This window comes from Bradyrhizobium sp. Kon69, from assembly GCF_055807515.1.
Map to the genome: position 1 here is coordinate 74752 of NZ_JBVVOS010000009.1, position 12546 is coordinate 87297.

Annotated in this window: 14 protein-coding genes; 8 read left to right on the top strand and 6 right to left on the bottom strand. The window is 63.6% G+C overall.

Translation table 11 applies throughout. The annotated features are described in order from the left end of the window. The first annotated feature begins 1 nt into the window (after nt 1). The 7 genes from AC0L3U_RS14055 to AC0L3U_RS14085 all read left to right on the top strand — a co-directional run bounded on the left by AC0L3U_RS14055 (nt 2) and on the right by AC0L3U_RS14085 (nt 6462). Nucleotides 2-1003 carry a sulfate ABC transporter substrate-binding protein gene (locus AC0L3U_RS14055; RefSeq protein WP_473362147.1) on the top strand — a complete coding sequence of 334 codons (1002 nt, stop codon included), beginning with the start codon at nt 2-4 and terminating at the stop codon, nt 1001-1003. Between the two features lie 36 nt (nt 1004-1039). Next, nucleotides 1040-1876: a sulfate ABC transporter permease subunit CysT gene (gene cysT, locus AC0L3U_RS14060; protein ID WP_081747971.1), complete on the top strand. Its 837-nt coding sequence runs from the start codon at nt 1040-1042 to the stop codon at nt 1874-1876. Nucleotides 1877-1885: 9 nt separating this feature from the next. Beyond that, entirely contained in the window at nt 1886-2797 is a 912-nt protein-coding gene (gene cysW, locus AC0L3U_RS14065) for a sulfate ABC transporter permease subunit CysW (RefSeq protein ID WP_473362148.1), read from the top strand. Beyond that, nucleotides 2787-3824, top strand: a complete 1038-nt coding sequence (locus AC0L3U_RS14070) for a sulfate/molybdate ABC transporter ATP-binding protein (protein WP_473362149.1) — start codon at nt 2787-2789, stop codon at nt 3822-3824. The genes cysW and AC0L3U_RS14070 overlap by 11 nt, the downstream gene beginning before the upstream one ends. Nucleotides 3825-3914: 90 nt before the next feature. Further along, entirely contained in the window at nt 3915-4418 is a 504-nt protein-coding gene (locus AC0L3U_RS14075) for a CAP domain-containing protein (RefSeq protein ID WP_473362150.1), read from the top strand. Between the two features lie 78 nt (nt 4419-4496). Continuing rightward, on the top strand, nt 4497-5672 hold the full coding sequence (locus tag AC0L3U_RS14080; protein ID WP_473362151.1) for a DUF3734 domain-containing protein: 1176 nt from the start codon (nt 4497-4499) through the stop codon (nt 5670-5672). Between the two features lies 1 nt (nt 5673). Continuing rightward, nucleotides 5674-6462 carry a 3-hydroxybutyrate dehydrogenase gene (locus AC0L3U_RS14085; RefSeq protein WP_106941870.1) on the top strand — a complete coding sequence of 263 codons (789 nt, stop codon included), beginning with the start codon at nt 5674-5676 and terminating at the stop codon, nt 6460-6462. 132 nt (nt 6463-6594) lie between these two features. Here the strand turns inward: AC0L3U_RS14085 and AC0L3U_RS14090 are convergent, their stop codons facing one another. The 5 genes from AC0L3U_RS14090 to AC0L3U_RS14110 all read right to left on the bottom strand — a co-directional run bounded on the left by AC0L3U_RS14090 (nt 6595) and on the right by AC0L3U_RS14110 (nt 10695). Beyond that, nucleotides 6595-7419 (bottom strand): sulfite exporter TauE/SafE family protein, encoded by an 825-nt coding sequence (locus AC0L3U_RS14090; RefSeq protein ID WP_473362152.1) that lies wholly within the window; start codon nt 7417-7419, stop codon nt 6595-6597. 225 nt (nt 7420-7644) lie between these two features. Next, nucleotides 7645-7959 carry a type II toxin-antitoxin system RelE/ParE family toxin gene (locus tag AC0L3U_RS14095; protein ID WP_473362153.1) on the bottom strand — a complete coding sequence of 105 codons (315 nt, stop codon included), beginning with the start codon at nt 7957-7959 and terminating at the stop codon, nt 7645-7647. After that, entirely contained in the window at nt 7956-8192 is a 237-nt protein-coding gene (locus AC0L3U_RS14100) for a hypothetical protein (protein ID WP_473347405.1), read from the bottom strand. Before AC0L3U_RS14100 ends, AC0L3U_RS14095 begins: the two co-directional genes overlap by 4 nt. A 53-nt stretch (nt 8193-8245) precedes the next feature. Then, the gene (locus AC0L3U_RS14105) at nt 8246-9613 is read right to left on the bottom strand and encodes a flippase (RefSeq protein ID WP_473362154.1); all 1368 of its coding nucleotides are present in this window, start codon (nt 9611-9613) and stop codon (nt 8246-8248) included. A gap of 242 nt (nt 9614-9855) precedes the next feature. Then, nucleotides 9856-10695, bottom strand: coding sequence for a protein-disulfide reductase DsbD domain-containing protein (locus AC0L3U_RS14110; protein WP_473362155.1), 840 nt, complete (start codon nt 10693-10695; stop codon nt 9856-9858). 142 nt (nt 10696-10837) lie between these two features. On the opposite strand from AC0L3U_RS14110, the gene AC0L3U_RS14115 reads away from it, so the two are divergent. Then, nucleotides 10838-11482, top strand: a complete 645-nt coding sequence (locus tag AC0L3U_RS14115; protein ID WP_473362156.1) for a YqgE/AlgH family protein — start codon at nt 10838-10840, stop codon at nt 11480-11482. 141 nt (nt 11483-11623) lie between these two features. Here the strand turns inward: AC0L3U_RS14115 and AC0L3U_RS14120 are convergent, their stop codons facing one another. Continuing rightward, entirely contained in the window at nt 11624-12511 is an 888-nt protein-coding gene (locus tag AC0L3U_RS14120) for a TauD/TfdA dioxygenase family protein (RefSeq protein ID WP_473362157.1), read from the bottom strand. Between the last annotated feature and the right edge of the window lie 35 nt (nt 12512-12546).

Here is a 12546-nt window from a genome sequence, read left to right on the forward strand (position 1 = left end):
CATGATGCGCCGTATCGTTCCGCTCGCGGCAGGACTGCTCGTGACAGGATTGTTGGCAAGCTCGGCTCTCGCCGCTGACATCAATCTGCTGAATGTGTCATACGATCCGACGCGTGAGCTCTATGTCGAGTTCAACAAGGCGTTCGCGAATGCCTATCAGAAGGAAACCGGCAAAAGCGTCGAGATCAAGCAGTCGCATGGCGGCAGCGGTTCGCAGGCGCGCGCCGTGATCGACGGATTGCAGGCCGACGTGGTGACGCTTGCGCTCGCCTACGACATCGATGCCATCGCGGGCAAAGGCCTCACGACGGCTGACTGGCAGAAGCGGTTGCCGCAAAACTCGTCGCCCTATACCTCGACCATCGTGTTCCTGGTGCGCAAGGGCAATCCCAAGGCCATCAAGGACTGGGACGATCTGCTCAAGCCGGGCGTCGCCGTGATCACGCCGAACCCGAAGACGTCAGGCGGCGCGCGCTGGAATTATCTGGCGGCCTGGGGTTTTGCGCAGAAGAAATACGGCTCGCCGGACAAAGCCAAGGATTTCATCGGAAAGCTCTATCAGCAGGTGCCGGTGCTCGATACCGGTGCGCGCGGCGCGACCGTGACCTTTGTCGAGCGTGGCGTCGGCGACGTGCTGCTCGCCTGGGAGAACGAGGCGTACCTGGCGCTGAAGGAATTCGGTCCGGAGAAATTCGAGATCGTGGCGCCGCCGCTCTCGATCCTGGCGGAACCGCCGGTGACGATCGTCGACAAGGTTGCCGATAAAAAAGGCACCCGCAACGCCGCCGACGCCTACCTGCAATATTGGTATACCAAGGAAGGTCAGGAAATCGCGGCGCGCAACTTCTATCGTCCGCGCGATCCCGAGATCGCCAAAAAACACGAAAACTCCTTTGCAAAGGTCGAGCTGTTCACGATCGACGAACTTTTCGGCGGCTGGACCAAGGCGCAGAGGGAACATTTTGCCGACGGCGGCGTCTTCGATCAGATCTACAAGAACTGATCGGGCGCTGTCGGCGGGGCTTAAACAGGGGGCCTGGTGAGCGCAATCGCAGCACGACGCCGGACATTGCCGGGCTTCGGTCTCACCATGGGGCTGACGTTGTCCTGGCTGTCGATCATCATCCTGATTCCGCTCGCCGGCCTGTTCCTGAAATCGCTCGAGCTGAGCCCAGAGCAGTTCTGGAACATCCTCTCCAGCCGCCGCACCCTGAATGCGTTGCGCGTGTCCTTCGGCCTCGCCTTTGCGGCCGCCTGCGTCAATCTCGTGATGGGCAGCATCATCGTCTGGGCGCTGGTGCGCTACCGCTTCCCGGGAAGGCGGCTGTTCGATGCCATCGTTGACGTGCCCTTTGCGCTGCCGACGGCGGTCGCCGGCGTCGCGCTGACCGCGTTGTTCGCCGAAAAGGGCTGGCTCGGCGCGCCGCTTGCGGCGGCCGGCATCAAGGTGGCGTTCACACCGGTCGGCATCTTCGTCGCCATGATCTTCATCGGCATCCCCTTCGTGGTGCGCACGGTGCAGCCGGTGCTCCAGGATCTCGATCCTGAGATCGAGGAGGCGGCAGGAAGCCTTGGTGCGAGCCGCTGGCAGACCATCATCCGCGTGATCCTGCCCTCGCTCGGGCCGGCGCTGCTCACGGGGCTGGCGCTCGCCTTTGCGCGCGCGGTCGGCGAATACGGCTCGGTGATCTTCATCGCCGGCAATCTGCCCAACGTCTCCGAGATCGCGCCGCTGCTAATCGTGATCCGCCTCTCCGAATTCCGCTACGCCGACGCGACCGCCATCGCGGTGGTCATGCTCGTCGTGTCCTTCGTCATTATTTTTGCCGTCAACCGGCTCCAGCGCTGGGCGCAGAGCCGGATCCCGGCACGCTGAGGGCGGATCATGACGATGCAGATCGCAGATTCGGTTTCGCTCTCGGCCCCCGACGCCAAGGCACGCGCGCATGCGGCGGCCGCGCGGAACAATCTGCGCACCGAACCGCGCGCGGTCCGCATCGTCATCATCGCGCTGGCGATAACCTTTCTCTCTGTCTTCGTCGTGCTGCCGCTGGTTGTGGTGTTCGCGCAGGCCTTCTCGAAGGGAATCCTCGCTTATCTCGCCGCGCTGGCCGACCCGGAGGCGCTGTCCGCGATCAAGTTGACCCTGTTGGTTGCGGCAATTTCCGTCGGCCTCAATCTCGTTTTCGGCTTGGTTGCCGCCTGGGCCATTGCAAAATTCGAATTCCCGGGCAAGACCTTCCTGATCACGCTGATCGATTTGCCATTCTCGGTTAGCCCCGTCATCTCGGGCCTCGTCTTCGTGCTGCTGTTCGGCGCGCAGGGCTATTTCGGCGGCTGGCTGCGCGATCATGACATCCAGATCCTGTTCGCGGTGCCCGGCATCGCGCTTGCGACCACCTTCGTGACCTTCCCCTTCGTGGCGCGTGCGTTGATCCCGCTGATGCAGGAGCAGGGCACGCAGGAGGAGGAGGCCGCGATCTCGCTCGGCGCCTCGGGCCTGCAGACCTTCTTCCGCGTCACGCTGCCCAACATCAAATGGGGCGTGCTCTACGGCGTCCTGCTCTGCAACGCGCGCGCGATGGGCGAGTTCGGCGCGGTCTCCGTCGTCTCCGGCCATATCCGCGGCGAGACCAACACGATGCCGCTGCTGGTCGAGATTCTCTACAACGAATACCAGTTCGTCGCGGCGTTCGCGATCGCCTCGCTGCTGGCGATGCTGGCGCTGATCACGCTGATCGCCAAGACCGTTCTGGAAAATCACCTCGACGAAGGACATGACGCAAGTGAGCATTGAAGTCAGGAATCTCGTCAAGAAGTTCGGCAGCTTCAAAGCCCTCGACGGCGTCGACCTCAAGGTCAATGACGGCGAGCTGCTCGCGCTGCTCGGTCCATCAGGTTCCGGCAAGACCACGCTGCTGCGGATCATCGCCGGCCTCGACTGGCCCGATTCCGGCGAGGTTTCCTTCAACGGCGAGGACGCGCTGGCGCAGGGCGCGCGCGAGCGGCACGTCGGATTCGTATTTCAGCACTACGCGCTGTTTCGTCACATGACAGTGTTCGAGAACGTCGCCTTCGGGCTGCGCGTGCAGCCGCGCGCGATCCGCAAGGACGAAGCGACCATCCGGGCGCGCGTCAAGGAGCTGCTCGATCTCGTGCAGCTCGATTGGCTCGCCGACCGTTATCCGAGCCAGCTCTCCGGCGGCCAGCGCCAGCGCATCGCGCTGGCCCGCGCGCTCGCGATCGAGCCGCGCATCTTGCTGCTCGACGAGCCCTTCGGCGCGCTCGACGCCAAGGTGCGCAAGGAGCTGCGCAAATGGTTGCGTTCGCTGCACCACGAGATCAACGTCACCTCGATCTTCGTCACCCATGACCAGGAGGAGGCACTCGAAGTCGCCAACCGCGTCGTGGTGATGGACAAGGGCAAGATCGAGCAGATCGGCTCGCCCGATGACGTCTATGAGAGCCCCGCGACCGCCTTCGTCCACAGCTTCATCGGCGAATCCATCGAGCTTCCGGTCCTGGTCGCGGACGGTCTCATCACGCTCGGCGACCGGCCGCTGCGGCTCGCGGCAGATGGCCTTTCGCCTGGCGCGTCAAGACTGTTCGTGCGGCGACACGACATGCTGGTCGGCCCGCCCGGCAGCGGTGCCCTCGAGGGCGCCGTGCAGAATGTCCGGAATTTCGGCCCCGTGCAGCGAGCCGAGGTGGCACTCGCTGGCGGCGAGACCATCGAGATCGACGCTCCCCGCGACAGGGAACTGCGCGCCGGCGATACGATCGGCCTGGAGCCCCGCCGCTACCGGATATTTGCGGGCGCCTAAGCGGGCCAACCGGTCAATTTTTCCTCAATATTCACCTTTCAGCCACGGTTGGTATGCAACAACGGCCCCTGATTTTGGGGGCTCCTGTTCATGCGCGCCGCGGCCGCAATACTCATCACTTTGCTGCTCGCCGGCTGCGCCGGCAACGAAGCACCGGTCCAGCAGCCCTCGATGTACGCCGATATGGCCATCCCGGGCGCAAAGCTCGATGCGCAGGCGGCGGCGATCATGATCTCGCAATACCGTCAGAACAACGGGCTCGGCACCGTCGTGATCGATCCTGCCCTGATGAGTCTCGCCGAATCCCAGTCCCAGGCCATGGCAGCGGCCAACAAGATGGACCATGACGTCCGCGCGCCGCTGGCCAAGCGCCTCAGTGCCGGCGGCTATCCGGCGACCGTTGCGGTCGAGAACGTCTCGGCCGGCTATCATACGCTGGCGGAAGCATTTTCCGGCTGGCGCGACTCGCCCCCGCACCGCGCCAACATGCTCAAGGGCGGTGTCACAAAATTGGGCATCGCGGCGGGCTATGCTCCCGGCACCAAATACAAGGTGTTCTGGACCATGATCCTGGCCTCGACGGACGCCCGATAAGCCAGACTTGATCCCGGGATGCATTGACGCCGCGGCAGACTGTCGCCACGGTCGCTCGCCATCTGCTACTGTTCCCGCATGACCGATCATAGTCCAGAAGTCGCAACAATCCCCGCGAACGCGCAACGTGTCCTGGTCCTCCAGGGCGGCGGCGCGCTCGGCTCCTATCAGGCCGGTGCCTATCAGTCGCTCTGCCATGCCGGCTTCGAGCCGGACTGGGTCGCCGGCATTTCGATCGGCGCGGTCAATGCCGCGATCATCGCCGGCAACGAAGGGCAGACGCGCGTCAAGCGGCTCAAGGAATTCTGGGAGATGGTCTCCGCGCCGGTGCCGTGGAAACCGATCGGCAAGAGCGATCACAGCCGCGAACTGTTCAACTCGACCAGCGCCGCATTGATTGCGACCTTCGGCGTACCCGGCTTCTTCACGCCGCGCATTCCGCCCGCGCCGCTCTGGCCGCCCGGCAGCCCGCAGGCCGAGAGCTATTACGACACCGCACCGCTGAAGAAGACGCTGGAGCGACTGGTCGATTTCGACCGCATCAACGATCTGAAGACGCGGCTGTCGGTTGGCGCGGTCGGCGTCACCTCCGGCAACTTCAAATATTTCGACAATTTCGAGTTCAGGAAGCTCGGCAAGAAAATCGGCCCCGAGCACATCATGGCCTCCGGCGCGCTGCCGCCCGGCTTTCCGTCCGTCGTGATCGAGGGCGAGCATTATTGGGACGGCGGCATCGCCTCCAACACGCCGCTCGACTACGTGCTGGACGCCGAGACCGACCGCGATCTCCTGATCTTCCAGATCGACCTGTTCAGCGCCCGCGGCGATCTGCCGACGTCGCTGCTCGAGGCAACCGAGCGCGAGAAGGACATCCGCTTCTCCAGCCGCACGCGGATGAACACCGACAAGAACAAGCAGGTGCACAACGCCCGCAAGGCCGTGCGCGACCTGATTTCCAAATTGCCCGATTATCTCAAGAACGACCCTTCCGTGGAATTCCTTGCCAAGGTATCGCGCGAAAGCACCGTGACTGTGGTGCACCTGATCTACCGCAGCAAGAACTACGAATCCTCGTCCAAGGATTACGATTTCTCGCATGTCGCGATGGTCGAGCATTGGGAAGCCGGCGTGCGTGACGTGCATCTGTCGATGCGCCACAAGGACTGGCTCGAGCGGCCGCAATCCGGCGAGACCATGGTGACCTACGATCTCACGGGGGACGTCACTGCGCCCCCGCCAAAAAGGAGCGAGTAATATGGGAAGTCTGTCAGGCAAGAACGCCGTCGTGACCGGGTCGACCAGCGGCATCGGGCTTGCCTATGCGCGCGCCTTCGCCGCCGCCGGCGCCAACGTCGTCATCAACGGCTTCGGCTCGCCGGAGGACATCGAGAAGGAGCGCGCCAAGATCGAGTCCGATTTCGGCGTGAAGGCGGTCTATTCGCCCGCCGACATGACCAAGCCGGCCGAGATCGCCGGGATGATCGCGCTCGGCGAGAAAAGTTTTGGTTCGGTCGACATCCTCGTCAACAATGCCGGTATCCAGTTCGTCTCGCCGATCGAGGAATTCCCGCCGGAGAAATGGGATCAGATCATCGCGATCAACCTGTCCTCGGCCTTCCATGCCATTCGCGCCGCCGTCCCGGGCATGAAGAAGAAGGGCTGGGGCCGCATCATCAATACCGCTTCCGCGCATTCGCTGGTCGCCTCGCCCTTCAAGTCGGCCTATGTCTCGGCCAAGCACGGCATCGCCGGCCTGACCAAGACCGTGGCGCTCGAGGTCGCGACCAGCAAGATCACCTGCAACTGCATCAGCCCGGGCTATGTCTGGACGCCGCTGGTGGAGAAGCAGATCCCCGACACCATGAAGGCCCGCAATCTCACGCGCGAGCAGGTCATCAACGACGTGCTGCTCGACGCGCAGCCGACCAAGGAGTTCGTCACCTCCGAGCAGGTCGCGGCCCTCGCGCTGTTCCTGTGCGGCGACGATGCCGCGCAGATCACCGGCACCAACCTGTCGATCGACGGCGGCTGGACCGCGGAGTAGTTCGGCGGTGCCGTAGGGTGGGCAAAGGCGCGTCAGCGCCGTGCCCACCATTCTTGTTCGAATGAGGAACAGTGGTGGGCACGCTTCGCTTTGCCCACCCTACAAGATGATATCGGACGACGCCATTTTCGTTCAGTGCGTCCAGGCCAGCGCCGTCTCGAACGCCGAGGACAGGTGCAGCTCCGCGAACATGATCTTGCCGGCGACCACGAACAGCACGCTGGCAAGGGTCAGGCGCAGCACCGTCTCGGGCACGCGCGTCGCGCTAAAGCTGCCGACGACGATGCCGGGCAGCGAGCCCAACAGCAGCACGCCCATCAGCGCCCAATCCACGTCGCCAAGGGCCCAGTGCCCCATTCCGGCTATCAGCGTCAGCGGGACCGCATGGGCGATGTCGGAGCCGACGATGGTCGCCATCGGCAGGCGCGGATAGAGCAGCAGCAGAACGGTGACGCCGACCGCGCCGGCGCCGACCGATGAAATCGAGACCAGCACACCCAGCACGATTCCGGTGACGACCGTCGCGATCGCTGTGGTGCGGTCATCGACCTGCTCCAAACGCCGGCGATAGCGCTCCATGATCGATCTGCGGAAGATCAGCGAGGTCGCGGTCAGCAGCAGCGCGAAGCACAACACCAGATTGACCAGGCCGCGCTCGGAATCGCTGTTGAGGTCGAGCTTCCACAGCACGAGCAGCGTCAGCGCGCTCGCAGGAAGGCTGCCGCAGGCGAGCCGCAGCACCGCCGGCCAGTGCACGCTGCGTGACCAGCCATGCACCACGCTGCCGCCGGTCTTGGTGGCGGCGGCATAGAGCAGGTCGGTGCCGACCGCGGTCGATGGATGAATCCCGAACAGCAGGATCAGCAGCGGCGTCATCAGCGAACCGCCGCCGACGCCGGTCATCCCGACCAGCAGGCCGACGCCGAACCCGGAGGCGACGTAGAGTGGATCGATCATGTCCAGGGAATCTTAGGTTTATCTCGTCGGTTGGGCAATACGACGTAGAATAAACTTTCCCTTGGGCGCAACCGGTTGGACCGAATAAGAAAAATCCTCCTGCAAGGGGGCAGAGTGGAGGCGTTTTCTCCAATTCATCGCTCTCTTGCGAAACGGACGTTTCGGCGAGACGTCAAAACAAAGATTTAGAACTTCGGTTCTGATTCAATCAGATCCGACAACGGTCTAGGCAAATTGCCTACCGGGCTCATTCAGCCCCGCGAGCGGCCGCCGTGACGTGTGGCGAATATGGACAATATGGATCACATCGTCGCTGACGCGGTAAAATATGCGGAATGGATAGCGGACGACCGTTACCACGCGGATTTGGGGGCGGTTCGCAACGCGAGGCGCTGCGAAAGGCGCACCCCGAAGGCGCTCGATGACATCGGCAAATCTCCGTCCGACGGCTTCCGCGATCACAGGGCTGGCATTGCTGGCATAATAGGTCGCGATGTCTGCGAGATCAGCAAGCGCCTCTCGCGTCCAGACGACCTTCATCCCCGTCGAAACTTCGCGAAGGCCTCCGCAACCTCGGCATCCGTAGCGACTTCGCCGCGATCGATGGAGGCCAAGGCCGTGTCGATGCTCCGCAACTCATCTTGCGTCGCCAAATACTCGCCGCCGAGCAGCTCACTCTCGATTTCGCTAGCAATCGCAACGAGCTCGTTCTGGGCCTCTTCGGGCCAAGTCTGAGCACGTTCCAGAAGGTTTCGCAGATCGCTTGCAGCCATGACCCCTATTATATCAGGTGCCGCATTGCTTTCCAAATGCCTTGAGCCGACGGTTAGTGGCCGAACGCCAGCACGTGCAGGCCGAGCCGCTGTCGCACGATCCAGAACAGCAGCACCGTCTCGAAACTGAGCGAGATCGAGGTCGCGGCGGCCGCGCCGTGGCCGCCGAAGCGCGGCACCAGCGCGATGCAGAGCACCAGGTTCATCGCAAAGGCCAGCGCATAGGCCAGCGCGCAGATCTTCTGCTGGCCGAGCATGTTGAGCAGCCGTTCGACCGGGCCGATCGCGGAGCGCACCACGAGGCCGATCGCGGCGACGAACATGATGTCGTAGCCGACCACGAATTGCGGCCCGAACAGCCAGAGCAGCGGCTTGCCGAGCGCGAGCAGCACGATGGTCGCCGCAAGCGACGGCCAGAACGTCCAGTTGATGGCGTGGGCCACGTAAGCCGACAGCCGCGCCTTGTCGCCCGCAGCGTTGTACTCGGCGAAGCGATGCGCGGTCGTCGCCGACATCGCATAGTGGATGAACGAGACCAGCGCCAGTGTCTTCACCACGGCGAAATAGACGCCGACCTCGTCGGAGGGGCGGAATTGCTGCAGCACCAGTACGTCGGTGTAGGACAGCAGCAGGTAGAAGCTTTCGACCAGCAGGATCGGCAGCGAGACGGCGAGCCAGCCGCCGACGTCATAGGCCTTGGGGCCCGGCTCGATGTGATCGGCGAGCTTGCGGTTCAGCACCGCCATCTGCCCGGTCATCGCGATCCACACCGCGCCGGCGCTCGCGACCATCGCGGCGACCGCGCCGAGATGATAGCCGAGCAGGAAGGCGCAGGCCGTGATGCCGATTATCAGCGCCTGGCGGATGATGAATTGCGGCATCAGGCCGAGCTGCATCCAGTCATGCGAGCGCGCGATGCCGTCCTGGGTGTTGGCGACCACGAAAGCGGGCAGCGTCATGCAGCCGATATAAAGCGGCAGCTCTTCGGCCGGATTGATCCAGGGCGACAGCAATTTGACGAGACCGGCGAGGCCGAGGGACACCAGTGCGGAAACGCCAAAGGTCAGCCAGCGGCTGCCCGAGAGAAAGCCGCGCAGCAGCGCATGCTCGCCACGGCTGCGATATTCCGGAATGATTTTTTGCGCGGAGGCCGAGATGCCAAAGTCCATCATGCTGCCGAGCAGCAGCACCCAGGTCCAGACATAGACATAGACGCCGTAGTCCGACGTCCCCATCCAGCGCGCGAGCAGGACCTGCGAGAAATAGGCAAGGCCAGCGCTGATCACGCGAATGATGAAGATGGTGCCGGCCAGCCGCCGCGTCAGCGATGCCTCGCTCGACCCGCCCGTCAATTTATCGCGCAGCCGCGCGATCAGGCCGGCAGGTCCGGTCGTTGCGGGGTCTGCATCCATCACGGCCAATTCGAAGGGTCTCCGAGGCGCGCACGAGTGCTGCGGCAGGCTTGCCGCAGGAGCCCATGGGATTAGCAACCATTCGTTAAGATTCGGTTGGGTGGGCCACGTCTCTATCCCACGTCGTCCCGGCGAAGGCCGGGACCCATAACCGCAGGGAGAGGTTTGGCGAAGACGGGTCGTTCGGGATTTTCACCGTGCACTGTCGATAGATCACGCGGTATGGGTCCCGGCCTTCGCCGGGACGACACTCAATCCAAACTGGTATTGAACTCGTACGACTTCTCCGGTCCGACCAGCGTGAACTTCAGCGCTGCGCCGTCAGGCTTGGCGCCCGGCGGCAGTCCGTCGAGCTCGAAAGAAAATCGCTTCACGCCCGGTGGGCTGGGCTCGACCGGTGCCGGGATCGGCAACGCCCAATCGGGCGTCGGGCCTTCCACGTACAGATTGACAGCGCGCGCATCCGGCGCGACCACGTCGACCACGACATTCTTGGGCCCGTCACGTTTGACGTCGCGGATGGTGAGCGGGTTGGGATCGCCGATGGTGGCAGGCTTGGGCACCGTGTCGAGTGCTGCACGCAGATTGGCGTCCTCGGTCGAGGCGACGCTGTTGAAGCCGAGTTCGGCGCGGGCCTCGACCGGAATGCAAAGCTTTTCGCACACCGCATAATTGATCTCGGCGCGCAACGTCACCGGCTTGTCGGCCGCCTTGGCGATGATGCGCAGGGGCAGCACGATCTGGTCGTGGTAGCCGATCGAATGGCCGCCCGCGCCGTCGTCGAATTTCTGCGGGGCCGGCCACATCACCGTCACCGCCTCGACATTGTCGGATTTTGAGAAATCGAAGCGTGGCGGAACGCCGGAATCGCCCGGCATGCGCCAATAGGTTTTCCAGCCAGGCTGGATCTGGAAGGCGATACCGCCGAGCAGGACGGCGCCGCTGCGCGATCCCGCCAGCAACCGCACCGCGGAATGTCCATCGCGCTGCCACGGCGATGCGTCGCCGGCATGGGCCGCAAGCGTCAGCGACGACGCGAGCAGGGTTGTCGCGACGCCAATCGCCGCACGCCGGGGAACTCTTGTCAGCATGGTACGTCTTTACAGGGTCACCCCGCGGCAAACCATTGAATTGCTTGTGATGGATGCACTTGAATCAGGTCCGTGCAAGCCTTGATTTGACAGCCGGCCGGCCCGACATCAGGATAGGAATTGAAACCGGAGTGCTTCACCGATGGCTCCCACAGGCAAGAGGACGGGCGAAAGCACCCGCAAGTCAGCCCCCGCGCTCCCGAACTCGGCGGGCTACCTCGACGGCCAGCTGTTGATCGCCATGCCCGTGATGGGCGACGAGCGCTTCGAGCGCTCGGTCATCTATCTCTGCGCGCACTCCGCCGAAGGCGCGATGGGCATCATCGTCAACCACCCGGCCGGCAGCATCGATTTCCCGGAGCTGTTGCAGCAGCTCGGCATCATCAACAAGGGCGAGCACATCAAGCTGCCGGAGAATGCCGAAAGCATGAAGGTGCTGCGCGGCGGTCCGGTCGATACCGGCCGCGGCTTCGTGCTGCACTCCAGCGATTTCTACATCGAGAACGCGACGCTCCGGATCGACGACGGCGTCTGCCTCACCGCGACCGTCGACATCCTGCGCGCCATCGCCAACGGCTCCGGTCCCAAGCACGCCATCCTCGCGCTCGGTTATGCCGGCTGGGCGCCGGGCCAGCTCGAGACCGAAATCCAGAGCAATGGCTGGCTGCATTGCGACGCGGATTCGGATTTGATCTTCGGCGACGACGTCGACGAAAAATACGGACGCGCGCTGCGCAAGATCGGCATCGATCCCGGCATGCTCTCGAATGAGGCGGGGCACGCGTAGGCTTGCTGTCGTAGGCTTTCTGTCATGCCCCGCGAAGGCGGGGCATCCAGTACGCTGCAGCGTATCGGTTCTATGAGCGACGTCTCGGAGTACTGGATCGCCCGGTCAAGCCGGGCGATGACACCGATTGCTGAGTAGCGCCTACTCCGCCGCCTGCTGCTGCACGGTCGGCTCCGTGCCCGCGACCGTCGCGCGGCGCATGTCGCGGGGTTGAGACTGGTCGTAGCGGCGGACGCGGTGCATGGTCTGGCGGTTGTCCCACATCACGAGATCATGCAGCGTCCATTTGTGGACGTAGACGAACTCGCTCTGGGTCGCGTGCTCGTTGAGATCGCGCAGCAGCAGCCTTCCCTCGGGGACGCTCATGCCAACGATTTTGCCGGCATGCGATGAGAGATAGAGCGACTTGCGGCGATGCACGGGGTGGGTGCGCACGAGACGTTGCAGCACCGGCTTGAACATCTCCTTCTCGTCATCTGTGTATTCGGTGAAGCCGAGTGATCCCCGCGAATACATCAGCGAGTGCTCGCAGACGAGGTCTTCGATCTCCGCCTTGGTCTCGTCGTCGAGCGCGTCATAGGCCGCGCGCATGTCGGCGAATTCGGTGTTGCCGCCCTTCGGGTTCACCACGCGCGCCGAGAGCAGCGAGAATTTCGCCGGGATGGGGCGGAACGAGCTGTCGGAATGCCACAGGCAGTTGCCGAGGTTGAACAGATGCGCGCGGCTGTCCTTTGCCAGCGGCTTGCCGTCCTTGCCAAGATTGGAGACGTCGTTCAGGCCCGTTTGGAGCCGGTAGTCCTTTTCCTTCGTGACAGTGCCGCCGCGCGCGTCCTCGCGCTGGCCGAAGTTCAGCGCAAAGGCCATCTGCTGGTCGTCGGTGATGTCCTGGTCGTGGAACACCAGCACCGCATATCTGTCCATGGCGGCTTCAACCTCGCGCGCCTCATCTGGTGTGAGAGGCTGTCGCAGATCGAGGCCGGAAACCTCGCCGACAAAATGTGTTTGAAGCTGCCGGATGGCGATCGTCATGGTGTTTTCTCCCGGGCGTGCGAGCGGTTGGTCCT

Excerpts from the sequence above, each read along its gene's own strand:
- AC0L3U_RS14055 (WP_473362147.1), top strand. The coding sequence starts at position 2 with ATGATGCGCCGTATCGTTCCGCTCGCGGCAGGACTGCTCGTGACAGGA.
- cysW (WP_473362148.1), top strand. The coding sequence starts at position 1,886 with ATGACGATGCAGATCGCAGATTCGGTTTCGCTCTCGGCCCCCGACGCC.
- AC0L3U_RS14075 (WP_473362150.1), top strand. The coding sequence starts at position 3,915 with ATGCGCGCCGCGGCCGCAATACTCATCACTTTGCTGCTCGCCGGCTGC.
- AC0L3U_RS14080 (WP_473362151.1), top strand. The coding sequence starts at position 4,497 with ATGACCGATCATAGTCCAGAAGTCGCAACAATCCCCGCGAACGCGCAA.
- AC0L3U_RS14085 (WP_106941870.1), top strand. The coding sequence starts at position 5,674 with ATGGGAAGTCTGTCAGGCAAGAACGCCGTCGTGACCGGGTCGACCAGC.
- AC0L3U_RS14090 (WP_473362152.1), bottom strand. The coding sequence starts at position 7,419 with ATGATCGATCCACTCTACGTCGCCTCCGGGTTCGGCGTCGGCCTGCTG.
- AC0L3U_RS14095 (WP_473362153.1), bottom strand. The coding sequence starts at position 7,959 with ATGAAGGTCGTCTGGACGCGAGAGGCGCTTGCTGATCTCGCAGACATC.
- AC0L3U_RS14100 (WP_473347405.1), bottom strand. The coding sequence starts at position 8,192 with ATGGCTGCAAGCGATCTGCGAAACCTTCTGGAACGTGCTCAGACTTGG.
- AC0L3U_RS14110 (WP_473362155.1), bottom strand. The coding sequence starts at position 10,695 with ATGCTGACAAGAGTTCCCCGGCGTGCGGCGATTGGCGTCGCGACAACC.
- AC0L3U_RS14115 (WP_473362156.1), top strand. The coding sequence starts at position 10,838 with ATGGCTCCCACAGGCAAGAGGACGGGCGAAAGCACCCGCAAGTCAGCC.
- AC0L3U_RS14120 (WP_473362157.1), bottom strand. The coding sequence starts at position 12,511 with ATGACGATCGCCATCCGGCAGCTTCAAACACATTTTGTCGGCGAGGTT.